This is a genomic window from Aeromonas sp. Y318-1, assembly GCF_027706125.1.
GTDB lineage: Bacteria > Pseudomonadota > Gammaproteobacteria > Enterobacterales > Aeromonadaceae > Aeromonas > Aeromonas hydrophila.
On record NZ_JAPDCM010000010.1, the window covers coordinates 21,019 to 46,996 of the forward strand.

24 protein-coding genes are annotated in these 25,978 nt (G+C 63.7%); 18 read left to right on the top strand and 6 right to left on the bottom strand.

The features are described from left to right. Nucleotides 1–43: 43 nt before the first annotated feature. The 8 genes from pyrE to OKB87_RS15550 all read left to right on the top strand — a co-directional run bounded on the left by pyrE (nucleotide 44) and on the right by OKB87_RS15550 (nucleotide 8,745). The gene (gene pyrE, locus OKB87_RS15515; RefSeq protein ID WP_010676102.1) at nucleotides 44–697 is read left to right on the top strand and encodes an orotate phosphoribosyltransferase; all 654 of its coding nucleotides are present in this window, start codon (nucleotides 44–46) and stop codon (nucleotides 695–697) included. 180 nt (nucleotides 698–877) lie between these two features. Beyond that, nucleotides 878–3,298 carry a heavy metal translocating P-type ATPase gene (locus OKB87_RS15520; protein ID WP_270827930.1) on the top strand — a complete coding sequence of 807 codons (2,421 nt, stop codon included), beginning with the start codon at nucleotides 878–880 and terminating at the stop codon, nucleotides 3,296–3,298. A gap of 10 nt (nucleotides 3,299–3,308) precedes the next feature. Then, nucleotides 3,309–3,698 (top strand): Cu(I)-responsive transcriptional regulator, encoded by a 390-nt coding sequence (cueR, locus tag OKB87_RS15525; RefSeq protein WP_010635698.1) that lies wholly within the window; start codon nucleotides 3,309–3,311, stop codon nucleotides 3,696–3,698. Between the two features lie 126 nt (nucleotides 3,699–3,824). Further along, nucleotides 3,825–4,979: a GGDEF domain-containing protein gene (locus OKB87_RS15530; protein ID WP_017409683.1), complete on the top strand. Its 1,155-nt coding sequence runs from the start codon at nucleotides 3,825–3,827 to the stop codon at nucleotides 4,977–4,979. 30 nt (nucleotides 4,980–5,009) lie between these two features. Continuing rightward, nucleotides 5,010–5,273 carry a YihD family protein gene (locus OKB87_RS15535; protein ID WP_005306857.1) on the top strand — a complete coding sequence of 88 codons (264 nt, stop codon included), beginning with the start codon at nucleotides 5,010–5,012 and terminating at the stop codon, nucleotides 5,271–5,273. A gap of 199 nt (nucleotides 5,274–5,472) precedes the next feature. Further along, nucleotides 5,473–6,921, top strand: a complete 1,449-nt coding sequence (gene ccoG / locus OKB87_RS15540; protein WP_270827931.1) for a cytochrome c oxidase accessory protein CcoG — start codon at nucleotides 5,473–5,475, stop codon at nucleotides 6,919–6,921. A gap of 88 nt (nucleotides 6,922–7,009) precedes the next feature. Beyond that, the gene (locus tag OKB87_RS15545; protein WP_073352190.1) at nucleotides 7,010–7,999 is read left to right on the top strand and encodes a serine/threonine protein kinase; all 990 of its coding nucleotides are present in this window, start codon (nucleotides 7,010–7,012) and stop codon (nucleotides 7,997–7,999) included. 137 nt (nucleotides 8,000–8,136) lie between these two features. Beyond that, a complete protein-coding gene (locus OKB87_RS15550; protein ID WP_011707872.1) occupies nucleotides 8,137–8,745 on the top strand; it encodes a thiol:disulfide interchange protein DsbA/DsbL in 609 nt (202 codons plus the stop codon). Nucleotides 8,746–8,820: 75 nt separating this feature from the next. On the opposite strand, the gene pncB is transcribed toward OKB87_RS15550, so the two are convergent. Together pncB and OKB87_RS15560 are read right to left on the bottom strand one after the other, a co-directional pair. Continuing rightward, on the bottom strand, nucleotides 8,821–9,999 hold the full coding sequence (gene pncB, locus OKB87_RS15555; RefSeq protein ID WP_029302345.1) for a nicotinate phosphoribosyltransferase: 1,179 nt from the start codon (nucleotides 9,997–9,999) through the stop codon (nucleotides 8,821–8,823). Nucleotides 10,000–10,100: 101 nt separating this feature from the next. Then, complete coding sequence (locus tag OKB87_RS15560; protein WP_045788782.1) at nucleotides 10,101–10,736, bottom strand: nicotinamidase; 636 nt, start codon at nucleotides 10,734–10,736, stop codon at nucleotides 10,101–10,103. A 75-nt stretch (nucleotides 10,737–10,811) separates the two neighbouring features. Between OKB87_RS15560 and OKB87_RS15565 the strand changes: the two genes are divergently transcribed. Both OKB87_RS15565 and OKB87_RS15570 read left to right on the top strand, forming a co-directional pair. Further along, a complete protein-coding gene (locus OKB87_RS15565; protein ID WP_011707866.1) occupies nucleotides 10,812–11,462 on the top strand; it encodes an NUDIX hydrolase in 651 nt (216 codons plus the stop codon). Nucleotides 11,463–11,562: 100 nt separating this feature from the next. Then, a complete protein-coding gene (locus tag OKB87_RS15570) occupies nucleotides 11,563–12,048 on the top strand; it encodes a DUF523 domain-containing protein (protein WP_270827932.1) in 486 nt (161 codons plus the stop codon). Here OKB87_RS15570 and OKB87_RS15575 read toward each other — a convergent pair. The 3 genes from OKB87_RS15575 to OKB87_RS15585 form a co-directional block, all read right to left on the bottom strand. Then, nucleotides 11,994–12,950: an acyltransferase gene (locus tag OKB87_RS15575; RefSeq protein WP_270827933.1), complete on the bottom strand. Its 957-nt coding sequence runs from the start codon at nucleotides 12,948–12,950 to the stop codon at nucleotides 11,994–11,996. The genes OKB87_RS15570 and OKB87_RS15575 overlap by 55 nt on opposite strands. Next, nucleotides 12,944–13,858, bottom strand: a complete 915-nt coding sequence (locus OKB87_RS15580; RefSeq protein WP_269384800.1) for an acyltransferase — start codon at nucleotides 13,856–13,858, stop codon at nucleotides 12,944–12,946. The genes OKB87_RS15575 and OKB87_RS15580 overlap by 7 nt, the downstream gene beginning before the upstream one ends. A 120-nt stretch (nucleotides 13,859–13,978) precedes the next feature. Next, nucleotides 13,979–15,493 (bottom strand): YifB family Mg chelatase-like AAA ATPase, encoded by a 1,515-nt coding sequence (locus OKB87_RS15585; RefSeq protein ID WP_270827934.1) that lies wholly within the window; start codon nucleotides 15,491–15,493, stop codon nucleotides 13,979–13,981. Between the two features lie 384 nt (nucleotides 15,494–15,877). Here OKB87_RS15585 and ilvG point away from each other — a divergent pair, with 384 nt between their 5' ends. From ilvG to ompA, 6 genes are all read left to right on the top strand, one after another. Beyond that, nucleotides 15,878–17,524: an acetolactate synthase 2 catalytic subunit gene (gene ilvG / locus OKB87_RS15590; protein ID WP_270827936.1), complete on the top strand. Its 1,647-nt coding sequence runs from the start codon at nucleotides 15,878–15,880 to the stop codon at nucleotides 17,522–17,524. Further along, complete coding sequence (ilvM, locus tag OKB87_RS15595) at nucleotides 17,521–17,772, top strand: acetolactate synthase 2 small subunit (protein WP_005306810.1); 252 nt, start codon at nucleotides 17,521–17,523, stop codon at nucleotides 17,770–17,772. The genes ilvG and ilvM overlap by 4 nt, the downstream gene beginning before the upstream one ends. A 12-nt stretch (nucleotides 17,773–17,784) precedes the next feature. Beyond that, nucleotides 17,785–18,729, top strand: a complete 945-nt coding sequence (locus OKB87_RS15600; protein WP_010635712.1) for a branched-chain amino acid transaminase — start codon at nucleotides 17,785–17,787, stop codon at nucleotides 18,727–18,729. A gap of 146 nt (nucleotides 18,730–18,875) precedes the next feature. Next, nucleotides 18,876–20,717, top strand: a complete 1,842-nt coding sequence (gene ilvD, locus OKB87_RS15605; protein WP_016352352.1) for a dihydroxy-acid dehydratase — start codon at nucleotides 18,876–18,878, stop codon at nucleotides 20,715–20,717. A gap of 3 nt (nucleotides 20,718–20,720) precedes the next feature. Beyond that, nucleotides 20,721–22,241, top strand: a complete 1,521-nt coding sequence (gene ilvA, locus OKB87_RS15610) for a threonine ammonia-lyase, biosynthetic (protein ID WP_029304971.1) — start codon at nucleotides 20,721–20,723, stop codon at nucleotides 22,239–22,241. A gap of 247 nt (nucleotides 22,242–22,488) precedes the next feature. Beyond that, the gene (ompA, locus tag OKB87_RS15615; RefSeq protein WP_270827937.1) at nucleotides 22,489–23,595 is read left to right on the top strand and encodes a porin OmpA; all 1,107 of its coding nucleotides are present in this window, start codon (nucleotides 22,489–22,491) and stop codon (nucleotides 23,593–23,595) included. Between the two features lie 50 nt (nucleotides 23,596–23,645). On the opposite strand, the gene OKB87_RS15620 is transcribed toward ompA, so the two are convergent. Then, nucleotides 23,646–24,095, bottom strand: coding sequence for an HPP family protein (locus tag OKB87_RS15620; RefSeq protein ID WP_429076589.1), 450 nt, complete (start codon nucleotides 24,093–24,095; stop codon nucleotides 23,646–23,648). 80 nt (nucleotides 24,096–24,175) lie between these two features. Between OKB87_RS15620 and OKB87_RS15625 the strand changes: the two genes are divergently transcribed. Beyond that, on the top strand, nucleotides 24,176–24,730 hold the full coding sequence (locus OKB87_RS15625; RefSeq protein WP_101149674.1) for a TetR/AcrR family transcriptional regulator: 555 nt from the start codon (nucleotides 24,176–24,178) through the stop codon (nucleotides 24,728–24,730). A 52-nt stretch (nucleotides 24,731–24,782) separates the two neighbouring features. Continuing rightward, the gene (locus OKB87_RS15630) at nucleotides 24,783–25,907 is read left to right on the top strand and encodes a hypothetical protein (RefSeq protein WP_270827938.1); all 1,125 of its coding nucleotides are present in this window, start codon (nucleotides 24,783–24,785) and stop codon (nucleotides 25,905–25,907) included. Nucleotides 25,908–25,978: the final 71 nt, after the last annotated feature.

Below are 25,978 nucleotides of genomic sequence, written 5' to 3' on the forward strand. Positions count from 1 at the left end.
TATACCCCACGAAAGTAAACGACAAGCCAAGCAAGGAGCCAGAATGAAAGCCTACCAGCGTCAATTTATCGAGTTCGCCCTGGAGAAGCAGGTCCTCAAATTCGGCGAATTTACCCTGAAATCCGGTCGTAAAAGCCCCTACTTCTTCAACGCCGGTCTGTTCAACAGCGGCCGCGATCTGGCCCGTCTCGGCCGCTTCTATGCCGCCGCCCTGATGGATGCCGGCATCGAGTTCGATGTGCTGTTTGGCCCGGCCTACAAGGGGATCCCCATCGCCTCTGCCACCGCAGTACAACTGGTGGAGCAGCACGACGTGGACGTGCCCTGGTGCTTCAACCGCAAGGAAGCCAAGGATCACGGCGAGGGCGGCAATCTGGTGGGCAGCCCGCTCAAGGGGCGCATCATGCTGGTGGACGACGTCATCACCGCCGGTACCGCCATCCGCGAATCCATGGATCTGATCCAGGCCAACGGCGCCTCGCTGGCGGGCGTGCTGATCGCGCTGGACCGTCAGGAGAAGGGCAAGGGCGAGCTCTCCGCTATTCAGGAGGTGGAGCGTGACTACGGCGCCCACATCATCGCCATCATTCAGATGAGCGATCTGATCCAGTATCTGGAAGAGAAGCAGGCCGAGCAGCCGGAGCTGGCGGCGCAACTGGCCGCCATGAAGGCTTACCGCGCCCAGTACGGTATCTGAGTCGCAGTTCACACCGCACAATCGTTGAAGGCGGCGCCCGTTGGCTTTCTGGCAGCAAACGGGCGCCGTTTTTTTCATCTGCAAAAAGTGGATCATGTGGCTTGAGTTTACCCTTACAGTAAAGGTTAGGGTTTGTTGGTCGGCGCTCATTCTGGCCGACTGGTTCCGGGGAGGAACAACATGACCACTCATCTTCAATCACCGATTCATCTGCAGTTGCCGCTCAGCGGCATGAGCTGCGCCAACTGCGCCGGCCGCATCACGACCGCCCTCAACAAGCTCGACGGGGTGCAGGCCACCGTCAACTTCGCACTGGAGCAGGCGGCCATCGAGCTGGCCAGCCCTGACCGCCTGCCTGCGGTGCTGGAGAGCATCAAGGCGCAGGGTTACGACTACGGCAGCGAGACCATCCTGTTTCAAATCACCGGCATGACCTGTGCCGGTTGCTCGGCCCGTCTGAACAAGATGCTGGCGGCGCTGCCTGGCGTCATCTCCGCCGACGTCAACTTCTCCATCGAGCAGGCTCGTATCGTGCTGGTACCCGGGATGCAGACGTCCGCGGCCCTGCGCGAGCAGATAGAGGCCCTCGGCTTTGGCGCCCAACTGGCGCAGGGCTCAGCCAGCGGCCGCCGCCAGCAGTTGCTGGAGCGGGAAGCGCAGGAGGCCGCCAGCGCCCGTCAGGCGCAGACCCGGGTCATCGTCTCGGCCCTGCTCACCCTGCCGCTGCTGGCGGGCATGCTGGCCATGGCTGGTCTGCTGCCCTGGCATCTGCCCGCCTGGCTGGAGCTGGTGCTCGCCACCCCGGTGCAGTTCTGGATCGGGGCCCGCTTCTATCGTGGTGCCTGGCTCGCCATCAAGAACCGCTCCGCCAACATGGATGTGCTGGTGGCGACCGGTACCAGCGCGGCCTACTTCTACAGCCTCTATTTACTGCTGACGCTGGGGATGGCCGCGAGCGGCCAGCTCTATTTCGAGGCAAGCGCCATCATCATCACCCTGATCTCCCTCGGCAAGTTGCTGGAGGCTCGGGCCCGGCGCAGCACCCAGTCCGCCATTCGCGAACTGATGGCGCTGCGGCCGGAAACCGCCACCGTCTGGCGTGGCGAGAGCTGGCAGAGCGTTGCCATCGACGAGGTGCTGCGCGGCGATCGGCTGCGGGTGCTGGTGGGTGAGCGGGTGCCGGTGGATGGTAGAATCGTGAGCGGCGAGAGCGAGCTGGATGAGTCGATCCTCACCGGCGAGAGCCTGCCGGTGCCCCGTGGCGAGGGTGACAAGGTGCTGGGCGGAGCCATCAACCGCTCCGGCGTGCTGGAGATTGAAGCCACCACGGTGGGGGAGGATTCCAGCCTCAGCAAGATCATCGCACTGGTAGAGAACGCCCAGATGGGCAAGGCGCCGCTGCAGCAGCTGGTGGACAAGGTCTCCGCCGTGTTCGTGCCGGTGGTGATGGCCATCGCCCTGTTCACCCTGCTGGTGTGGTACGCCATCAGCAACGACTTCGGTCAGGCGCTGCTGGCGGCGGTGGCCGTGCTGGTGATCGCCTGTCCCTGTGCGCTGGGGCTGGCGACACCGGCGGCCATCGTCACCGGTACCGGGGTGGCGGCGCGCCACGGCATTCTGATCAAGGATGTCGATACCCTGCAGAAGGCCCACGCCATCAAGGCGCTGATCTTCGACAAGACCGGCACCCTGACCCAGGGCCGGCCGGTGCTGGCCAGCTGGAGCGGCAACGACGAGCAACTGCGCCTCGCCGCCGCCCTGCAGCAGGCGAGCGAACACCCGCTGGCGCTGGCCATGCGCGAGGCAGTCGGCAAGGAGGCTACGTTGCCCCAGCCGGAAGCCGTCGAGGTGCGGGTTGGGGCCGGTATTGTCGGTCAGGTAGCTGGTCACACGGTCGCCATCGGCAATGGCTCTTTGCTGGACCAGCTCGGTATTGAACCGCCTGCGCAGGATCAGCAAGCCGCCGACGGCGCGACCCGGGTCTGGGTGGCCATCGACGGCGTGGTGGCCGGCATAGCCGCACTGGCAGATACCCTGCGCCCCGAGAGCCCGGATGCCATCGCCACCCTGCGCCAGCGCGGCATCGCCAGCTGGCTGGTGAGCGGTGATGCGCCGGCGCCGGTGGCCCATATTGCCGCCAAGCTGGGGCTGGACGGGGCCTTCGACTCCGTGCTGCCGGCCGGCAAGGTGGAAAAAGTGGAGGCGCTGCGGGCGCAAACCAGCGGGCTGGTGGCCATGGTGGGGGACGGGGTGAACGACGCCCCGGCACTGGCGGCGGCGGATGTGGGGATCGCCATGGGTTCCGGCTCCGACGTGGCGATGGAGACCGCCTCCATCACCCTGATGCGATCTGACCCGCGGCTGGTGGCCGATGCCATCGACATCTCGGCGGCCACCTGGCGCACCATCCAGCAGAACCTGTTCTGGGCCTTCGTGTTCAACATCATCGGCATTCCGCTGGCGGCGCTGGGTTACCTCAGCCCCGAGCTGGCGGGGGCGGCCATGGCCCTGAGCAGCATCACAGTATTGAGCAATTCCCTGTTATTGAAGCGTTGGCAGCCGCGGGCTCTCGCCCATGTCAGCACAGAATCGAACCGTTAAGGAGTCATCCATGAACATCAGCAAGGTAGCCAAGGCGACGGGACTGACCGCCAAGACCATTCGCTACTACGAGAGCATCGGCCTCATCTCGGCGCCGGTGCGCAGCGACAACGGCTACCGTAGTTATACCGAGGGGGCGCTGCGCGAGCTGCGCTTCGTCAAGCGGGCGCGGGAGACCGGCTTCAACCTGGAGGAGTGTCAGGAGCTGCTGGCGCTCTACCGGGACGAGCACAGAACCAGCGCCCAGGTGAAGAAGCTGGCGCAGGAGAAGATCGTCGATCTGCGCGCCCGCATCGCCGGCTTGCAGGCGATGCTCAGCTCCCTCGAGGGGCTGGTCGGTTGCTGCCATGGGGATGAAAACCCCGAGTGCCCGATCCTCGACGAGCTGGAACGCGGCTGAGCCGTCTCTGCCGGCAGGCCGGGGCCTGGCATCATCGACTGACTAACCGCTTAATAACGGACGTTTTATTGTTGGCTCCGAAGGGGTAGTGGTAGACTGTGCGGCTCTTGTACAGGGAGTACGCAGTTGACCCAGAGTGTGACACGTCAGGTGAAGCAGGCCATCATGGCCCAGCTCTATACCCACGCCTCATTCAGCCTGCCTTGCCTGGGTCTGCTGGCGCTTGGCTGGAGCCTGCTGTTCCACGACTACCTGCCCGCCGCCGAAGCGCTCGGCTGGCTGGCCGGGGTGTTGCTGCTGCTGATCTGCCGAGGCTGGCACCTGCGCTGGCGTCAGCCCAGGCTGGCGCAGATCCCGCTGCCGGTGCTGGAGCGTGAGCTCTTCATCGGGGTGACGATCACCTCCATCATCTGGGCGCTGGGCGTGCTGCTCTATATGGACAAGCTGCCCGACACCTATCGCGCGGCCATGATGATGCTCTCCAGCCTGATCCTCACCGGCAGTGCCATCATGCTGTTCGGCAGCCGCCGCTCGCTCTACGGTGCCGTCTTGCCGCTCGGGCTGGCCATGCTGTTCGAGCTGGGGGCGGGCAACGAGCAGGAGCGGATCGTCTCCTGCATGCTGGCGGGCTACCTGTTCGTCTTCCTGCCGACCCTGCTGCGCCGCCTGCGGCGGGATCAGGTGGCCTCCCTCTATCACCGTTTCTCCAACGCCGATCTGGTGGCCGAGCTGAAGGCGGTCTCCGAGCACCTCAAGCTCACCTCCCGCTTGGACGGGCTGACCGGCATCGCCAACCGGGCTCACCTCGACTACTGCCTCGAGCGCGCCTGGCGTCGCTGTCACCGGGCCCGGGCGCCGCTGTCGCTGGTGCTGGTGGATGTGGACTACTTCAAGCAATTCAACGACCTGTACGGCCATCAGCTGGGGGACGAGTGCCTGCAGCAGGTGGCGGGTCTGCTGGCCGAAGTGCAGCGGCGGGAGGACGATCTCGCCGCCCGCTACGGCGGCGAGGAGTTCGCCCTGCTGCTGCCCTGTACCAGCATGCAGGGGGCGCTGCAGATCGCCGAGAACGTGCGGGTGGCGCTGAAGGATTTGAGCATTCCCCATCAGAAATCCCTGGTTTCCGGGCGGGTCAGTTGCAGCTTCGGGGTGGCGACCCTGGTGCCGGATCAGAGCCTCTCCATCAGCGAGCTGATTCAAAAAGCGGATGCGGCCCTCTACCAGGCCAAGCATAATGGGCGGGATCGTATCGAAGTAGCCTTGATGGGTAAGGTTGCCTGAGTTTCACAAGACAGATTAAAGAGGTCGTCTATGCAATGTCATCGTATCGAAGAGCTGCTGGAGTTGTTGCAGCCTGCCTGGATCAAGGAACAGGATCTCAGCCTGGTGCAGTTTGTTGCCAAACTGGCCGAGGAAGCGGGATTTGAAGGTCCTCTGTCCGAGCTGACCGACGACATGCTGATCTATCACCTCAAGATGCGGGAATCCGACAAGCAGGCGATGATCCCCGGCCTGGCCAAGGATCACGTGCCCGACTTCAAGGAAGCCCTGCTCAAGGCCCGCGGCATCAAGTAAAGATTGCTCCAGCTGGAGCCTTTATTGGTGTTCAAAAGAATCTCTCAAAAAGGCGTTTCGTCAACTGGCGATACGTCTTTTTTGTTGCTTGAAATTGCGACGCCACTCGAACATTAGATACATTTTACCCACACAATTAGCAGGCTGTTTAAGATATAATCCGCTCCATAACAATTAATGAGTGGAGCGAAGTGTTGCAATGGCCGACCAGGACAAGATCGATATCAAGGATGTCACCGGCGATGTAACGGGGACATACAACCCCAATACCTTCAAAGCGAGCGATGACAGGTTCAATCCCGGCAACCGCATCTACGTGAGGGCCCAGACCGGCTACTGGCAGCGGGTGCGCAAGGTCATGGGCTGGTTCTTCGTGGTGCTCTTCGTCGCCATTCCCTGGTTGCGTTATGACGGTCGCCAGGCCGTGCTGTTCGACATCGGTCACCAGCAGTTCCACATCTTCGGTGCCACCATCTGGCCGCAGGACCTGACCCTGCTGGCCTGGATCTTCATGATCGCCGCCTTCGGGCTCTTCTTCGTGACCACCTTTCTCGGCCGGGTCTGGTGTGGCTATCTCTGCCCGCAGACGGTGTGGACCTTCATGTTCATCTGGTTCGAAGAGAAGCTGGAAGGGGCGGCCAACAAGCGCCGCAAGCTGGATGCCTCGCCCTGGAACGCCGAGAAGCTGGCCCGCAAGGGTGCCAAGCATCTGGCCTGGATCCTGCTGTCGCTGGGTACCGGCCTCACCTTCGTCGCCTACTTCCAGGATGTGTTCCAGCTGGTGCCGGACTTCTTCACCCTGCAGGCCAGCGGCTGGGTCATCTTCTGGGTGGTGCTGTTCGCCGCCTGTACCTACGGCAACGCCGGCTGGATGCGCGCCATCATGTGCATTCACATGTGCCCGTATGCTCGCTTCCAGTCCGCCATGTTCGACAAGGACACCTTCATCGTCGGCTATGACGCCAAGCGCGGGGAAACCCGTGGCGCCCGTGCCCGCAAGGCCGATCCCAAGGCGCTGGGGCTGGGGGACTGCATCGACTGCGACCTCTGCGTGCAGGTCTGCCCGACCGGCATCGACATTCGCGACGGCCTGCAGTACGAGTGCATCAACTGCGGCGCCTGCGTCGATGCCTGCGATCAGACCATGGAGCGGATGGGCTATCCGAAGGGGCTCATCAGCTACACCACCGAGCACAAGCTGGCCAACGACTCCACCCACGTGGCGCGGCCCAAGCTGATTGGCTATGGCCTGGTGATGGCGGTGATGCTGGGGGTGTTCGTCTACAACGCCATGTCCATCATGCCGATGGGGCTCGATATCCTGCGGGATCGCAATCAGCTGTTCCGCGAGAACAGCGAGGGGCTCATCGAGAACACCTACACCCTCAAGATCCTCAACAAGACCCTGCATCCCCAGACCTATCAGCTGGATGTGGAGGGGCTGCCGGAGCACGAATGGTTCGGCCCGCGCGAGGTGACCTTGAAGGCGGGCGAGATCTTCACCCTGCCGGTGAGCGTGGCGGTCGACCCCTTCAATCTGAAGAAGCCGACTCTGGACATCCGCTTCGTGCTCAAACGCGAAGGGGCGGCCGCAGACGACAGCAAGGGGATCCTGCGCCAGCCAAGCAAGTTCATCAGCCGGCTGTGACCGCCGTCATGGCCGGTTTTAGCCGGTCATCGGGCGCGGCAATGATAAGCAGTAGTGATAGAATGGGGCGCAACGGCGCCCCTTTCTCATGGTGGATGACATGCGTTTCAACTATTCCGACCTCAATCCCGATCTCATCATGGATGCGCTGGACCTCAGCGGTCTGCGTATCGACTCCGGTCTCATCGAACTCAACAGCTACGAAAACCGGGTCTACCAGTTTCAGGATGAAGATCGTCGCCGCTACGTGGTGAAGTTCTACCGTCCCGGTCGCTGGAGCCGGGCCCAGATCCTCGAAGAGCACGATTTTGCCGCCCGCCTCAATGAGGCGGAGATCCCGGTTGCCGCCCCCATCGCCTTTGCCGGCGAGACCTTGCTGGAGCATCAAGGCTACCCCTTCGCCATCTGGCAGAGCGTGGGGGGCCGCCAGTTCGAGGTGGACAACCTCGACCAGCTGGAGTGGGTGGGGCGCTACCTAGGCCGCATCCACCAGATAGGCGCCAGCCGCCCCTTCCATCACAGAGTCCGGCTCGATGTGGAGAGCATGCTGCACGAGCCGCGTCAGCTGCTGGCGTCCGGCGAGTGGCTGCCGAGCGGGCTGGCCAAGTCCTTCTTCGGGGTACTGGACGAGCTGATCAAGCATGTCAGTGACGCCATGACCCTGGACGTGGCCCAGATCTCCCTGCATGGCGATTGTCACCCGGGCAACATCCTCTGGCGCGACGGCCCCCTGTTCGTCGATCTCGATGACTGTCGCAGCGGCCCCGCGATTCAGGATCTCTGGATGATGCTGAGCGGCGAGCGGCACGAGCAGCTGATCCAGCTCGATACCCTGCTGGCGGGCTATGAGGAGTTCATGGAGTTCGACCCGCGCGAGCTGGCGCTGATCGAGCCGCTGCGGGCCATGCGCATCGTCCACTACATGGCCTGGCTGGCCCGGCGCTGGGAAGACCCCGCCTTCCCGCGCCACTTCCCCTGGTTCAACACCGATCACTACTGGCGCCAGCAGATAGCGACCCTGCACGACCAGCTGGAAGCGCTCAAGGCACCCCCCCTGACGCTGACGCCGGGCTGGTGATGAGGGAAAGAGAGCGGGCGGCAGACGGGACTCGCGCACCCAGCTTGACCATTGACTGCGCAGTGGTGACGCAATAGGCTTGGCACTGCTTCGGTTCGCCGGGCGTGCCTCACAGTGATCCCTTAACAGGAAACGTCATGAAAAAAGTACTATTTTTCCTTGCTGCCATGCTGATGATCCCCATGGTTCACGCCGCCCCCGAATTCAAGGAAGGCGTCAACTACGATGTGGTCAAACAGACCGGTAGCGCCCAACCGGAAGTGCTGGAGTTCTTCTCCTACTACTGCCCCCACTGCGCCAAGTTCGAGCCGATTGCCGAGGATCTGAAGAAGAACCTGCCGGAAGGCGTGCCGATGAAGAAAAACCCGGTGGCCTTCCTGGGCCGCGAGATGGGTCCGGAGATGCAGCGTGCCTACGCCGTTGCCAGCCTGCTGAACGTTGAAGGCAAGCTGACCCCGGCCATCTTCGACAAGATCCACACCCAGCGTCAGTACCCGCAGAGCCGTGCCGACGTGAAGCAGATCTTCGTGGACAACGGCGTGCCGGCCGAGGAGTTCGACGGTGCCGTCGACAGCTTCGCCGTCTCCGGCATGGTCTCCCAGTTTGACCGCAACACCGAGAGCTACAACATCCGCGGTGTGCCGGCCTTCCTGGTCAATGGCAAGTACATGGTGAAGATCGAATCCATTACTTCCCAGGAGCAGTTCAACCAGCTGGTGAAATTCCTGCTGGCCAAGAAAGACTGATCCCGCCAGACCCGATGAAAAAAGCCCGCCGGTGCAAACCGGCGGGCTTTTTGTTTGCCATCAGATTGGCCGAGGTCAGACCCCGACGTGGAACGCCTGCTTGAGGTTGCGGATGAAGTCCGCATCCCGGCACAGGGTCTTGCCGGGGCTGTCGGAGATCTTGGCGACCGGGCCGCCGTTGCACTCCATCAGCTTGAACACGATGTTCATCGGGCTGACGCCGGGCAGATCGCAGGTGAGCTTGGTGCCGATGCCGAAGCTGGTGTTGATGCGGCCGCGGAAGTGGCGGAACAACTCGACCGCCTTGTCGAGGTTGAGGCCATCGGAGAACACCAGCGTCTTCTCGGTAGGGTCGATGCCGAGTCGCTGATAGTGGCTGATGGCCTTCTCGCCCCACACCACGGGATCGCCGGAGTCGTGGCGCAGTCCCTGATAGCGGCTGGCCAGCTCGAAGTCGAAGTCGCGCAGGAAGGCATCCATGGTGATGCAGTCGGTGAGCGCGATGCCGAGGTGATTGGTGAATTCATCAAGCCAGCTGGTGAGGGCGGCCCGCTGGCTGTGCTCGAGCGGGAAGCCGAGCTGCTGGTGAGCCTGGAACCACTCGTGGGCCTGGGTACCCACCGCCGGCAGGCCGTATTTCTGGGCCAGCAGGTAGTTGCTGGTGCCGCGAAACGCCGGCAGCCGCTCCTTGAGGCGACCCACCACCGCATCCTGCACCGCGAGGGAGAAGCGGCGCCGGGTGCCGAAGTCGATGAGGTTGAACTCGTTCATCTCCTCCCGGCTCAGCTCCCGCTCCAGCTTGTCGATCTTCTGATCGAGCCGCTCCAGCGCCTGACTGACGCCGAACTGGGGGTAACGGAAGCGGTTGCGCATCTCGCTGATGATGGCGAGCACCGGGATCTCCCACAGGATCACGTCCTGCCAGGGGCCCTCGACCCGCACGTTGATGCGACCGTCCTGCTCGAACACCTTGAGCAGGGAGGCATCCAGCGGCTTGCGGCGCAGGTGGTCGAGGTAATCGGCGGTAAAGAAGGGGCGCTCGGCCAGGAAGTTGAGCTCGGGCCTGGTCAGCCGCAAGGAGCCGGCAAGGTGCAGCTGCTCCTCAATCTGGCCCATCATGGGCAGCAGATCCTCTTCGTTGCGGCTGTGGAACTCGGCCACCACCTCGGCATCCGGATAGCGATGGAACACCGCCTGCTGCATGTGCAGCTTGTAAGCATCTGTATCGAGCAGGCTGTTGAGTATGGGTGGCATATCAGACTCCCCGCAGGCGGGTGAACGCAAGAGCGCTCCCCTGCCGCTTTTGTAGATTGCAGACGCCGGTATCGGGCAGGCTGATGAGAATGAGGGGCATATCAGGCGTCCAGCAGGCGTTGTACATCGATCAGGCTCTGGGCGAGTTCGGCGCCGGCCTCGATCATCTGGGTGTGGGCGCTGGCAACCGTCTCGGGGGCGATGCCACGACAGGCATCGAGATGGACGATCACCCGGAAGCCGGCACGGCGCAGCTGCAGCACGCTGGTCTTGACGCAGTAGTCGGTGGCGAGGCCGCCGGCCAGCACAGTGGTGACGCCACGGGCTTGCAGAAACTCGATGAGTCCGGTGCTGCGGCGCTCGGCCAGATCGTGGAAGCAGGTGCCGTAGGGGTGCAGATCCGGCTCGACCCCCTTCCAGACGAAGAAGTCGTAATCGACCGGGGCCGGCAGGCCGTCGAGCAGTTCGAAGCCGCGGGTACCCGGCACGCAGTGCACCGGCCAGGTGAGGTCGGCGTTGGGCAAGTCCAGCGGCAGCAACATGCCGGCGGGATCGCTGACGGCCCAGGCGGCGTTGGCGGGATGCGAATCCTTGCTGCCGATCCGCAGGCTGGCGAGGGTGGCCTGAGCGTTGAGCGCAGCCACAATATCATCCCCGCCCGCGACGGGCAGTTCGTTCGGGCAGAGGGGGGTAAAGCCCTTCTGCGCATCAATATCCAGGCTGGCGACGGTTCCCATTGAGTGGCTCCTGCACATACTATTCGTGTGATATTATCTACCAAACATTAATCGAAGGCGAGCAGGGCGATCGGCATGTTGAGAATGAGTCTGGATATGGTGGTGCTGCGGTTGAACGAGGAGCGGCTCGAGCTGCTGCTTGAGACCCGCGATCGCCCGCCCTTTGCCCACTGCTGGCAACTGCCGGCGCTGCGCATTGACGAGACCCGGGATCGGGATCTGGACGCGGCTCGCCATCGCCTGCTGACCGAGTGGGGGCTGGGCCACTGCTACAGCGAACAGGTCTGCACCCTCGGCAATCTGGAGCGGGATCCCCGTGGTTGGTCCACCACCCTGGTCTATCTCTGCCTGGTGGACTCCGAGGTCGAAGCGGTGCACGGCTGCTGGCACCCGCTCTGTGACCTGCCGGGGCTCAGCCTCGCCTTCGACCACACCCAGCTGATCGCCCGGGGGCTGGAGCGGCTGCGGATCAAGAGCCGCTACAGCACCTTGCCGCTGCAACTGCTGGGGGCAGAGTTCACCCTCTCCGAGGTGCAACGGGCTTTCGAGATCATCCTGCAGACGCCGATGAACACGGCGGCCTTTCGCAAGCGGATCCACCGCGCCGGCATCCTGCTGGATACCGGTCGCAAGCGTACCGGCAAGCAGCGCCCCGCCATCCTCTACCGGATGGAGAGCCCCTGCTGCGTGATGTTCGATCAGGTGATGAACGGAGCGGAAGCATGAGTGGGGCAGGTGTGCACAAGGTATTGGTAAGTGCCTGCCTGCTGGGCCCATGTTCGTTGGGCTACGAGGGCCCAGGTTTTAGCCAGCGGGGGAGCAAAGCATGAGTGAGACCTGCGTGCACAAGGTGCTGGTCAGCGCCTGCCTACTGGGCCAGCCGGTGCGCTACGACGGCCAGAGCAAGGGCATTGTCAGCGACTGGCTGCGCGAGCTGGGGGCTGAAGGGCGAGCGCTGGCGTTTTGCCCCGAGGTGGCGGGTGGTCTGCCGACCCCGCGCCCGCCTGCCGAACGGCAAGGCGAGCGGGTGGTGACCGAGGGTGGACTGGATGTGACGGCCGAGTTCGATCACGGCGCCCGGCTGGCGCTGCAACTCTGCCAGGCTCAGGGCATTCGCTTCGCCCTGCTGAAGGAGGGGAGCCCCTCCTGCGGCAGCGGCCGCATCTACAACGGCCGCTTCGAGGGTGTCTCTGTGGCGGGCGAGGGCATGACCACGGCCCTGTTGCGCCGCCACGGCATCCGGGTGTTCAGCGAGGATCAGCTGCCCGAGCTGGCCTCGGCACTCGCCTTGGCTGCCTGCGGCTCGGCCTGAGCCGCCGCATCGGCTGCCTGCCACTGCGCCAGCACGGCGTCCTTCTCCTGCCAGCGCTGGTTCAGCCACTGCTGGAAGCCGCGTTTGAACTGCTTGTCGTTGAAATAATCCCCCACCAGCTGCTCATCCACTGGCAGCTCCTCGATCCGTACCCGGATGCGCTTCATCCGCCCCATCAGGAAATCCTTGAAGGGGGTTTCTGGGTTGTCCGGGTAGCTGATGGTGACGTTGATCAGGCTGTCGAACTGCTCTCCCATGGCCGCCAGGGTGAAGGCCAGCCCTGCCGCCTTGGGTGACATCAGGTGCTGGTAACGGGAGCGGGAGGCGTCGCGCTTCGCCTCGGTGAAGCGGGTCCCCTCCACGAAGTTGATGACGGTGGTGGGGATGTGGCGAAACTTCTCGCAGGCGTTGCGGGTGGTCTCGATATCCTTGCCCCGCAGATGCGGGTTCCTCAGCAAAAACTCCCGTGAGTAGCGACGCATGAAGGGCATGTCGAGCCCCCAGCAGGCCAGCCCCAGCAGCGGGATATAGATCAGCTCGTGCTTCATGAAGAACTTGGGCACCGGCAGCCGGTCGCGAAACAGATGACCCAGCACCACGATATCGGTCCAGCTCATGTGGTTGCTGACGATCAGGTACCAGCCATCCTTGCGCAGCCGGGTGTCGTCCTCCACCTGCCAGTCGATGTGGGTGGTGAGGCGGATCACCAGGGCGTTGCAGGCCAGCCACAGGCGCATGAAACGGTTGTTGAGGCGACTGCAGGCACGGCCAAAGGCCGGGATCGGCAGCAGCAGCTTGGCCAGTGACACCAGCAGGATCAGGCTGGCGCACAGGGCGGTAAACAGTATGGTCAGGCCGGCGCTGATGAGCAGCACCAGCGGACCTGGGAGCAGGGTTAGCATGGCGTCGTTGAGGGCGTCTTGTCCGCCAGCAGCTGATCCAGGGTCTGGTCTTTCTCGTGCCAGATCCCGTTCAGCCACTGTTGAAACTCTTGTTGGAACTCGGGGTCATTGAAGTAATCCCCCACCAGATTGCGTTCGATCGGCAAAAAGCGGACTCGAACCTTGATCTCCTTGACCCGACCGCACATGAAGTCCCAGTAACTGGGGATGCCATCCGGATAGGCGATGGTCACATCCACCAGCTTGTGCAGCTGATCACCCATGGCCGCCAGGGTGAAGGCGATGCCGCCCGCCCGCGGGTGCAGCAGGTGGCGATAGGGTGCTGCCTGTTTGTCGTGTTTGCGGGCGGTGAAGCGGGTGCCCTCCACGAAGTTCATCACACTCACCGGAATATGGCGGAACTTGGCACAGGCCTGGCGCGTGGTCTCTATGTCTTTTCCCTTCAGATGCGGCTTCTTTTCCAGCAACTTGCGCGAATATCGCCGCATGAAGGGGAAATCCAGCGCCCACCAGGCCAGGCCGAGAAAAGGTACCCAAATCAGTTCTTTCTTGAGGAAAAACTTCAGGAAGGGGATTTTTTGATTAAAAATCCGCTGCAGTACCAGTATGTCGACCCAGGATTGATGGTTGGCAATCACCATATACCACTCATTCCGGCGCCCTTTGTCCACTCCGACCACATCGAAAGGGGTTCTGATGATGGTTTTCTGGATCAGGTTGTTGAAACCGATCCAGCAGCCGGCACTGCCATCCAGCAGCGCGTTGCAGAGGGTGCGCCAACCCTTGAAGGGCAGCAACAGCTTGATCAGGCCCAGCGTGAGGATGGGGATAAACCAGAACAGGGTGTTGAGAAAATAGAGCAGGGTCGAGAGGCTGCCGCGCAGTCGCTCAATCAGCTTGTTGGGCATGGGTCGGGTCCGTCTTGCTGTCGATAAGGGGCCATCAAGTGGTCAGATCTGTGGCCATAATATCAGCCGATGGCCCGCGAGACCATGCAAAGGGCCATCGCGGTCGTCTCCTGCCCCGTATCAGCCGCTGCGCAGCCGCGACAGCAGCCGGTCCATGGCCCGGTAGCCGAGCGCCTCGATCAGGTGTTCCTTCTCGATGGCCTGTCGTCCTGCCAGATCTGCGATGGTGCGCGACACCCGCAGGATGCGGTGCCAGGCCCGGATGCTGAGCCCCAGCTTCTGGATGGCGTTCTCCAGAAACTCGGCATCCTGCGGCGATAAGCGGCAAATTTCTTCGATTTCACGGCTATCAAGCAGATTGTTGAGCTTGCCGTTGCGGCTCAGCATCTGCTCCCGTGCCCCCAGCACCCGTTCGCGGATCTGCTGGCTCGACTCTCCCCGCTCCGCCTTGCCGGTCAGGCTGCCTTTGGGTAACAGCGGCACCTCCACCGTCAGGTCGAAGCGGTCGAGAAAGGGGCCGGAGAGCTTGCCGAGGTAGCGCAGGATCTGGTCCGGGCTGGAGCGGGTCTGGCCATCGCCATAGTGGCCGCAGGGGCTGGGGTTCATGGCGCCCACCAGCTGGAAGCGGGCGGGGAAATCGACCTGGCGGGCGGCCCGGCTGATGGTGATGTGGCCGGTCTCCAGCGGCTCGCGCAGGGAGTCGAGCACCTTGCGCTCGAACTCGGGCAGTTCATCCAGAAACAGTACGCCGTTGTGGGCCAGGGATATTTCGCCGGGCCTTGGGTGGCTGCCACCCCCCACCAGCGCCACTGCCGAGGCACTGTGGTGCGGTGTGCGATAGGGCCTGTGGTGCCAGTGACCGGCGCGCGGGGTGAGGCCGCCGATGGAGTGGATGGCGGCGGTCTGCTGTGCCTCCTGTTCGCTAAGGGGTGGCAAGATACCGGGCAAGCGGCTGGCCAGCATGCTCTTGCCGGTGCCGGGCGGGCCGATGAACAACAGGTTGTGGCTGCCGGCGGCGGCGATCTCCAGCGCCCGTTTGGCCTGGGACTGGCCGATCACGTCCTGCAGGTCCGGCACTTCGGGCAGGGTATCCGTGGTCTGGGGATCCGGCAGCGGCAGCTCGTACTGGCCTGCCAGCCAGGCGGTGACTGCCAGCAGCTGATGGGCGGTGCGCACTTCGGCATCCTGGATCAGCGAGGCTTCGGGGCCATTCTCTCGCGGTACCAGCAGGGTGCGCCCCGCATCCCGGCAGGCGAGCACGGCGGGCAGCACCCCGAGCACGGGACGGATCTCGCCGGTCAGGGCCAACTCCCCTAAAAATTCGTGATCGAGCAGGTATTTTGCGGGTATCTGCTTGGAAGCGGCGAGAATGCCGATGGCGATGGCCAGATCGAAACGGCCCCCCTCCTTGGGCAGATCGGCGGGGGCCAGATTGACCGTGATGTGTTTGCTCGGGAACTCGAAATTGCCGTTGAGCAGGGCGCTGCGCACCCGATCCCGCGACTCCTTCACCGAGGTTTCCGGCAGGCCCACCATGTTGAAGGCGGGCAAACCGTTGGAGAGGTGCACCTCCACCGTCACTTGCGGGGCCGCGACACCCAAGCTGGCACGGCTATAAACCACAGCTAATGACATAAATCCCGTCCTTGGTTTGATGTATGTGCGGGTTAACCGTTTTTTATTAGTTTTTTGTTCCAATCGACGCGTTCGGACTCAGTCAAAATCAGAGTCTTGTCAGGAAAAAAAACGCTTGCCCAATAAAAATCACCGTGCTAGTTCTAATAGCCATTCGCGGTAAAAACCGCCCAATTTCACAGGATTTCCGGTTGTAACTATGAACATGGCCTCCCGTTTCGTCAGCATTATTGTGGTCCTAGTGGTGATTATTATCTCACCGCTCGGGGCTCGTTTAGCTGCACGGAACAAGGGATAGACCCACCACCGGACAGAACGAAACAAGCGACCCCCGAGCCTCACAGCTCGGGGGTTTTTTTTCGACCACAGGACAGGATTTTCCAGATGAACGGCGCGCAGTTTTTGGTACAGGCTCTCAAGCAACAGGGTGTGACTCAGGTGTTTGGTTACCCGGGCGGGGCCATCATGCCGGTCTACGATGCCCTGTATGACGGTGGCCTGGCCCATCAGCTCTGTCGCCATGAGCAGGGTGCCGCCATGGCGGCGGTGGGTTATGCCCGCGCCTCCGGTCAGGTGGGGGTCTGCATCGCCACTTCCGGCCCCGGCGCTACCAACCTGGTAACTGGCCTCGCGGAGGCGCTGCTCGATTCGGTGCCGCTGGTGGCCATCAGCGGTCAGGTGCCTTGCGCCGCCGTCGGGACCGATGCGTTTCAGGAGGTCGACGTGCTCGGCATGTCCCTCTCCTGCACCAAGCACTCCTTCATGGTGACTGACGTGGCCGATCTGCCGCAGGTGATCGCCGAAGCCTTCGCCATCGCCAGTGAAGGGCGCCCGGGCCCGGTGCTGATCGATCTCCCCAAGGATGTGCAACTGGCCAAGGTGCCAACCCAGAGCCCGCTGTTTGCGGTGGCAGAGCCCGAGCATCTGAGCCAGGCCGAACTGACGGCCGCCCGCACCCTGCTGGCCGCCGCCGAGCGCCCGGTGCTCTACGTCGGCGGCGGGGTGGGGATGGCCAACGCCGAGCAGCAGCTGCGCGAGTTTGCCGCCGCCACCGGCATGCCTGCGGTCACCACCCTCAAGGGGATAGGGGCGCTCGATCCCGACAGCCCCGTTTATCTGGGCATGCTTGGCATGCACGGCACCAAGGCCGCCAACTATGCGGTGCAGCAGTGCGACCTGCTGCTGGTGGTGGGTGCCCGTTTCGATGATCGGGTGACCGGCAAGCTGGAGGAGTTCGCCCCCGAGGCCAAGGTGATCCACCTGGATGTGGACGCCGCCGAGTTCGGCAAGCGCCGCGCCGCCGAAGTGGGCATCACCCAGGATCTGAAACAGGTGCTGCCGCACCTCGCCATGACGTTGGCCATCGAGCCCTGGCGTGAGCACTGCGCGAACATGGCCCGCGAGTACGCCTTCCGCTACGACCATCCCGGCCAGCCCATCTATGCTCCGGCGCTGCTCAAGCAGCTCTCTGCCAGGTTGCCGGAGAGCAGCGTGGTGGCCTGCGACGTCGGTCAGCACCAGATGTGGGTGGCCCAACACATGCGCTTCACTAGCCCGCGCAACCACCTCTCCAGTGCTGGTCTCGGCACCATGGGCTTCGGTCTGCCCGCCGCCATCGGCGCCAAGATGTCGCGCCCCGAAGATGAGGTGGTGCTGGTGAGCGGCGACGGTTCTTTCATGATGAACGTGCAGGAGCTTGGCACCATCCGCCGGGCCCAGCTCAAGGTGAAGATGGTGCTGTTGGACAACCAGCGCCTCGGCATGGTGCGCCAGTGGCAGGAGCTGTTCTTCGACGGCCGTTACAGCGAGACCATCCTTTCCGACAACCCCGATTTCATCGCCCTGGCTGCCGCCTTCGGCATCCCCGGCGAAACCATCACATGCAAGGATCAGATAGCCGGAGCCCTCGATCGCCTGCTGGCCAGCGAGAGAGCCTACCTGCTGCATGTGGCCATTTCAGAGGAAGAAAACGTCTGGCCCCTGGTTCCGCCAGGAGTCGCCAACCACCAGATGATGGAGCAACGCCCATGAGTCAGTTCAATACCTTGCAAATCCATGCCCAGCCCAGACCCGAAGTGATGGAGCGGGTGCTGCGGGTGGTGCGTCACCGCGGTTTCAACCTCTGCGCCCTCAACATGGAGCAGGATTGCCAACAACTGCGGATCACGGTTACTGTCGAGTCGGTGCGTCCCATCCAGCAGTTGTGGAGCCAGCTGGTGAAGCTGGTGGACGTCTCCCGGGTCGATGCACTGGAACAGCAACCCCGGATCAGAGCTTAAGGAGCCAAGCCAATGTCACAGCCTTCCCAATCCGCCACTCATCCCCAATACATCTGGTTCAACGGCAAACTGGTGCCTTGGCAGGATGCCCAGGTGCACGTGATGAGCCACGCCCTGCACTACGGCTCCTCGGTGTTTGAGGGGGTTCGCGCCTACGACACCCCAAAGGGGACCTGCATCTTCCGTTTGCAGGAGCACACCCGCCGCCTGTTCGACTCCGCCAAGATCTACTGGATGGAGGTTCCCTACAACGAGGCCGAGATCAACGAAGCCTGCCGCACCGTGGTGCGCGAGAACGGCCTGAAAAGCGGCTACCTGCGCCCGCTGGCTTTCATCGGTAACGTGGGCCTTGGCCTGCATCCTCCTAAGGATGCCAAGGCCGACGTGATCGTTGCGGCCATTCCCTGGGGCGCCTATCTGGGGGAAGAGGGACTGAAGAACGGGGTGGATGTATGCGTCACCTCCTGGAACCGGCTCGCTCCCAACACCATTCCCACCGGCGCCAAGGCGGGCGGCAACTATCTCTCCTCCCAGCTGATCAGTCGCGAGGCCAAGCGCAACGGCTTCGCCGAGGGGCTGGCGCTGGACGTGAACGGTTACCTGAGCGAAGGGGCGGGAGAGAACCTGTTCCTGGTGAAGAACGGCGTGCTGTTTACCCCGCCCGCTACCGCGGCCATTCTGCCCGGCATCACCCGCGACACCATCATGACGCTGGCCCGTGACTTGGGATACGAGGTGCGCGAGCAGGCGTTGCCCCGTGAGGCCCTGTATGTCGCAGACGAGATCTTCATGACCGGCACCGCCGCCGAAGTGACCCCGGTGCGCTCCGTCGATCGGATGCAGGTGGGCGCCGGTTGCCGCGGCCCGGTGACCGAGCAGCTGCAGAACGCCTTCTTCGGCCTGTTCAACGGCCAGACCGAAGACAAGTGGGGCTGGTTGACCCCGGTGGCTGACTGACAAATGAGGGGAGGCGATGTGCCTCCCCGAGTCGCTTCCGGTGAGGGCACTGCGCGGTGCCCTCACCAGGATCGATTCCCGATCCGAGAGTCACTTTTTCATTTCCAAAGATAATGAGCCCGCTGGGCATTCAGGGAGTAGAGACAATGCCGAAGTTGAGATCCGCCACCACCACCCACGGACGTAACATGGCCGGGGCCCGCGCCCTCTGGCGTGCCACCGGCATGACCGATCAGGATTTCGGCAAGCCCATCATCGCCGTGGTCAACTCCTTCACCCAGTTCGTGCCGGGCCACGTCCACCTCAAGGATCTGGGCCAGCTGGTGGCGCGTGAGATCGAAGCCGCCGGCGGGGTGGCCAAGGAGTTCAACACCATCGCCGTGGATGACGGCATCGCCATGGGCCACGGTGGCATGCTCTACTCCCTGCCATCGCGCGAGCTTATCGCCGACTCGGTGGAGTACATGGTCAACGCCCACTGCGCCGACGCCATGGTCTGCATCTCCAACTGCGACAAGATCACCCCGGGGATGCTGATGGCCGCCCTGCGCATCAACATCCCGGTGATCTTCGTATCCGGCGGCCCCATGGAAGCGGGCAAGACCAAGCTCTCCGACCAGATCATCAAGCTGGATCTGGTGGACGCCATGATCCAGGGCGCCGACCCCAAGGTCTCCGACGCCCAGAGCGAACAGGTGGAGCGCAGTGCCTGCCCCACCTGCGGCTCCTGCTCCGGCATGTTCACCGCCAACTCCATGAACTGTCTGACCGAGGCGCTGGGCCTCTCCCAGCCGGGCAACGGTTCCCTGCTGGCGACCCACGCCGATCGCGAGCAGCTGTTCAAGCTGGCAGGCCAGCGCATCGTCACTCTGGCCAAGCGCTGGTACGAGCAGGACGATGCCTCGGCCCTGCCGCGCAACATCGCCACCAAGGCGGCGTTCGAGAACGCCATGGCGCTCGACATCGCCATGGGCGGTTCCACCAATACCGTGCTGCACCTGCTGGCGGCGGCCCAGGAGGCGGGCGTCGACTTCACCATGGCCGACATCGACCGCATGTCGCGCAAGGTGCCCCAGCTGTGCAAGGTGGCGCCCTCCACCCAGAAATACCATATGGAAGACGTGCACCGCGCCGGCGGTGTGGTCGCCATCCTGGGTCAGCTGGAAAAAGCGGGCCTGGTGCACGGGGATACCCGCAACGTGCTGGGGACCTCGCTGGTGGAGCTGCTGGCCGAATATGACGTCAGCCGTCAGCCGAGTCAGGAGGTGGTGGACTTCTACCGCGCAGGGCCTGCCGGCATCCGCACCACCAAGGCGTTCAGCCAGGATTGCCGCTGGCCGGAGCTGGATCTGGACAGAGCCGAAGGCTGCATCCGCTCGCTGGACAACGCCTACAGCCTGGAAGGGGGCCTGGCCGTGCTCGCCGGCAACCTAGCGCTGAACGGTGCCATCGTCAAGACCGCCGGGGTGGATGAGGAGAACCTCACCTTCCGCGGCCCGGCCCGGGTATTCGAGAGCCAGGACACGGCGGTTGCGGGCATTCTGGATGGCACCGTCAAGGCCGGTGAAGTGGTGGTGATCCGCTACGAGGGCCCGAAAGGCGGCCCAGGCATGCAGGAGATGCTCTACCCCACCACCTATCTGAAGTCCATGGGGCTCGGCAAGGCGTGTGCCCTGATCACAGACGGCCGCTTCTCCGGCGGCACCTCGGGTCTCTCCATCGGCCATGTCTCGCCGGAGGCGGCCTCCGGCGGCACTATCGGTCTGGTGGAAGATGGCGACATCATCAACATCGACATCCCGGCCCGCAGCATGGTGCTGGAGGTGGCCGACAGCGTGCTGGCTGCCCGCCGCGTCGCCGTCGAGGCTCGGGGCTGGAAGCCGCTCGATCGCCAGCGTCAGGTCTCCTTTGCCCTGCGCGCCTACGCCATGTTCGCCACCAGTGCCGACAAGGGCGCGGTGCGCGATCGCACCCTGTTGGGGGAATAAACCATGGTCTCTGCGGCGGATTATCTACGCAAGGTGCTGCTCTCACCCGTCTACGAGGCGGCGCGGGTTACCCCTTTACAAACCCTGAAGAAACTCTCCGAGCGGCTCGGCAATCACGTCAGCCTGAAGCGGGAGGATCTGCAACCGGTCCACTCCTTCAAGCTGCGAGGCGCCTACCACAAGATCGCCACCCTGACCGAGGAGCAGAAGGAGCGCGGCGTCATCGCCGCCTCCGCCGGCAACCACGCCCAGGGGGTCGCCCTGTCGGCCGCCAAGCTCGGCATCAAGGCGATCATCGTGATGCCCAAGACCACGCCGGACATCAAGATCGACGCGGTGCGCCGGCAGGGCGGCAACGTCATGCTGTTTGGCAACAGCTTCGATGAGGCCTACGGCGAGAGCCGCCGCCTCGCCGAGTTGGAGGGCTACACCCTGATCCCGCCGTTTGACGACGTCGAGGTGATCGCCGGCCAGGGCACCATCGGCAAGGAGCTGCTGGAGCAGGATACCCACCTCACCCACGTGTTCGTGCCGGTGGGGGGCGGCGGGTTGGCCGCCGGGGTGGCGGTCTACATCAAGCAGCTGCTGCCGGATGTGAAGGTGATCGGGGTGGAAGCGGAGGGCTCCGCCTGCCTCAAGGCCGCGCTGGCGGCCGGTGAGCCGGTCAATCTGGAGCGGGTCTCGCTGTTTGCGGACGGGGTGGCGGTCAAGCGCATCGGCGAGGAGACCTTCCGATTGTGCAACCAGTATCTGGACGAAGTGGTGACCGTCTCCAACGACCAGATCTGCGCCGCGCTGAAAGACATCTTCGACGACTGCCGCGCCATCGCCGAGCCGTCGGGGGCCCTGTCCTTGGCGGGCCTCAAGGCCTACAGCGAGCGGGAGCAGGTCAAGGGGGGGCGGATGGCGGCCATTCTCTCCGGCGCCAACGTCAACTTCCACAGCTTGCGTTACGTGTCGGAGCGTTGCGAGATCGGCGAGAAGCGCGAGGGCATGCTGGCGGTGACCATCCCCGAGCGCAAGGGGGCCTTCCTCGACTTCTGCCGTCAGCTTGGACCGCGCATGGTGACCGAGTTCAACTACCGCTATGCGGATGCCGAGCAGGCGTCGCTGTTCGTCTCGGTGCGCCTCACCGGCGGTGACGAGGAGCTGGGCCAGATCATCGATCAGCTCGGTGGCAACGGCTATCCGGTGGTCAACATGACCGAGAGCGAGCTGGCCAAGAACCACGTGCGCTACATGATTGGCGGCCGCCCGGCCCGGCCCCTCGGTGAACGCCTTTACAGCTTCAAGTTTCCGGAGCAACCGGGCGCCCTGATGCGCTTTCTGGAGACCCTGGGCTGTCGCTGGAACATCAGCCTGTTCCACTACCGCAACCACGGTGCCGACTACGGCCGGGTGCTCTGTGCCTTCGAGCTGCCGGATGAGGACGTGGCCGCCTTCCACGACTACCTGCACGAGATTGGCTACGGCTGGAAAGAGGTGAGCGACGATCCCGCCTACCGGCTGTTTCTGGCCAGCTAGGTGGGTTGCAAGCAACAAAAGGGAGGCCATTGGCCTCCCTTTTTCATGGCGCTGACCGGCACATCCGCAGATACCCCCTGCATGGGGCGTTTTCCTGCCGGGAATGCCGGGCGCTTCACACTCTTGAGTCCCAAGTCATTTGAGGCTGGCAGCAGATGGGATAACCTGATGGACGGGGCCGGGTTTGCCCCATCAGGGAAGAGAGGCGCAAGAGCGCCCATCACGACTCACTGCAGAGGCTTTCACCATGAACAAATCGTTACTTGCCGTGCTGGTCAGCGGCCTGCTCGTCAGCGGGGCCGTGCAGGCTGCCGCTCAGGACAACACCTGGTACGCCGGCGGCAAGGCCGGCTGGTCCAAGTTCTTCGACGTGGATCAGAAGCAGGTCGTCTCCGACACCCTGGGGGCGCTGCAGAACACCAGCACCAGCAAGGATACGCTCGGGCTGGGCGCCTTTGCCGGTTATCAGCTCAACCCCAACCTGGGCTTCGAATTCGGCTATGACTGGTTCGGCAAGTACACCTCGTCCGGCGAATTGAGCGGGGTGAGGGTGGAAGGGGAAGCCAAGAGCCAGATGATCCAGACCACCATGAAGATAGGGTTCCCGGTCAACGATGCGCTGGATCTCTATGGCCGGATCGGCGGTGGTTACGCCTGGACCAACAGCGAACTGTCGGCCCAGACGGCCACCGACTTCATCAAGGATACCGGCAACAAGCATGGCGCCGTGTTCGTCGGCGCGCTGGGGGCCGAATACGCCATCGACCGTGACTGGGCCGCCCGCCTCGAATACCAGTACACCACCCCGCTCGGGGATACTTCCCTCGATCGTGCCGGCATCGAGATGGACAACGGCATGCTGGCGTTTGCCATGCTCTATCGCTTCGGCCAGCAGGGCGGCGAAGTGGCGGCGCCCGCACCGGCCCCGGCTGCGGCGCCTGCTCCCGCCGTGGTGGTGGTGCCCAAGACCTTCAGCCTGAGCTCGGATGTGCTGTTCGAATTCAACAAGGCGACCCTGAAGCCGGCTGCCAGCCAGGCGCTCGACAACCTGTTCAGCCAGATAGTGGCGGCCAATCCGAAAGACGGGGTGGCGACCGTGATCGGCCACACCGATCGCATCGGCTCCGACGCCTACAACCAGGCGCTCTCCGAGCAGCGCGCCCGCAGCGTCGCCGACTACCTGATCGCCAAGGGACTGTTTGCCGACAAGGTACGGGTCGAGGGGCGCGGCAAGTCTTCTCCGATCACCGGCAACAACTGCAACAGCGGCTCCAAACCGGCGCTGATCGCCTGTCTGGCACCGGATCGGCGGGTGGAAGTGCGGCTGGAAGGGGTCTCCCAGCAGGCGCAATGACCACGACTGTCTGCTGAATGAAAAGGGAGGCCTAGGCCTCCCTTTTCTGTTTAACCGGTGCCAAGCCGCCATTTGACCCTCTGGAAACCGTATCCCAGCAGGATCAGCAACAGAGCGCCGGGCAGTACCGTGTGCCACAGAAAGGGCCATTGCTGCCCCGTCATCAACACCAGCAGGGGGTTGGCGCCGGCGGGCGGGTGGATCAGATTCAACCCCTGCATCAGCGTGATGGCCAGTCCCACCCCCAGGGCTAGTTGCGCTACCAGTGGCAGGGGCAGAGTCTGTACCAGCAAGCCGACGGCGGCCGTCAGCAGATGGCCGCCGAGCACATTCCACGGCCGTGCCAGCGGGCTCGTCGGCAGGGAAAACAGCAACACGCAGCTGGCCCCGAAGGGCGCCATGATCAGGGCGCCATGCCAGCTGATGTTCAACCCGCCCAGCACTCCTATCGCCAGTGCCGCCCCCACTCCTGCCCACAACGGGCCATACCATCTTCTCATCACGCTTTCCTTCTTGGTTTGTCAGCCGTGATTAGGCACATTATGTAGACAGATCGGTGTACTTCAAGGAGAAAAACACGATGAGCGAAAAGCGGCAGCAACTGATGGAGACGGCCTATCGTCTGTTCAACCGCCATGGCTTTCACGCCACCGGTATAGATCGTATCTGGGCGGAGGCCGGTAGCACCAAACGTACCCTATATCGTCATTTTCCCACCAAGGACGCCCTGATCGAGGAGGTGCTGCAGTCCCGTGAGCGGGAGTTCTTCGCCCTGCTGGAAGAGCGTCAACAGGGGCTGGAAGGGCGGGAGAGCCGCCTGCATGCCCTGTTCGACGGCTTCGGGGAGTGGTTTGCCCGCAGCGACTTCTATGGTTGCAACTTCATCAACGCCAGCGCCGAGTTTGCCGATCCCCGCCATCCGGTGCGCAAGCTGGTAGTGGCACACAAGCAGGCGCTGCTGGACTGGGTCTGCACCAGGCTCGACTGCGACCAGACGCAAGCCACCGGCATCTGCTTGTTGCTGGAGGGGGCCGTGGTGATGGCGCACAGCTATCAGCAACCGCTGGCGCTGGTGCAGGCAAGGTCGTTGGCATTGGCGCTGTTATGTGCCAACGGCGAGGTGACTGCCCCCTGATATAGCCAATCGGTGTTAAGCCCCCATCGACAGCTGGTCGATAACTGACCAGATGTATGGCGCCGAGGGCGAAGATATGCGCATCGATCACTACGACCTCCAGGGGGAGGTGCAATACCAGCAACAACAGGCGCAGGCCCGCAAGGTGCGCCGGCTCGGCCCCGTGCCGGCTGCCAGCCAGGCGCAGTCCCCTGCCACGGCGCCGGCGGACTCGACGCCAGCGGCGGCCGGTGGCAGCCAGCTCACCTTCACCCGCAGCAGCCTGCTGACGCTGCAGATGGCCAGCCGTACTGCTGCCGGCCCGGTGCCAGCCGCCCCGACACCGGCACCCGCCAAGCCTGCCGAGACCGACAAGGGCGAACAGGATGGCATTCCCAACGACGGGCTCGACAACCGCCAGCGGCTCATCAAGCTGATGATCGAGGCGATGTTGGGCCACGAGATAGAGCTGCCGGACCCGATAAAGCCGGCCGAGCAGAGCGCGGAGGGAGTCCCCGCGCCGACGGGTGAGGGGACCCGGCCCGCCGCCGAGCCGGATCAGCTGGTGGAGGTGACCGACAGCCTGCTGCAAAAAGAGCAGCTCAACGTGGTAGCGGCGGCGAACTTGCAGACCCAGGATGGCCAGACTCTGCAGCTGGATCTGGGTTTTGTGCTGGACTGGCGCCAGCTCGACATCAGCCAGCGCCGCACCACCCTCAATGCCCTCAAGGATCCGCTGGTGCTCAGCCTGGACGGCAAGATAGCCGGCCTGACCGACGCCAGGGTCAAGTTCGACATCGATCAGGATGGCAAGGCGGACAGCCTGCCCGGCCTGAGTGAAGGGAGCGGCTTCGTGGCGCTGGATCGCAACGGCAACGGCACCATAGATGACGGCGGCGAGCTGTTCGGGGCCCGCTCCGGCAACGGTTTTGGCGAGCTGGCGACCCTGGATGAGGATGGCAACGGGGTGCTGGACGAGCGGGACAGCCAGTTCTCGGCGCTGCAGTTCTGGCAGCCGGAGCAGTCCCCCATCGCCCTGGTGGAGCTGGGGATCGGCGCCATCCTGCTGCATCCCCTCGACACCCCCTTCAACCATCTGGGGGAAAGCGGCAATCAGGGGGTACTGCGCCAGTCCGGTCTCTATGTGACCGAGCAGGGCAAGGGCGGCTGGGTGCAGCAGGTCGACCTGCGGGTCTGAACCCTGCACCCGCATGGCAAACCCGGTCGCTGACGCCGCGCGCCAGCGACCGCTTCACCATCAGCGACAAG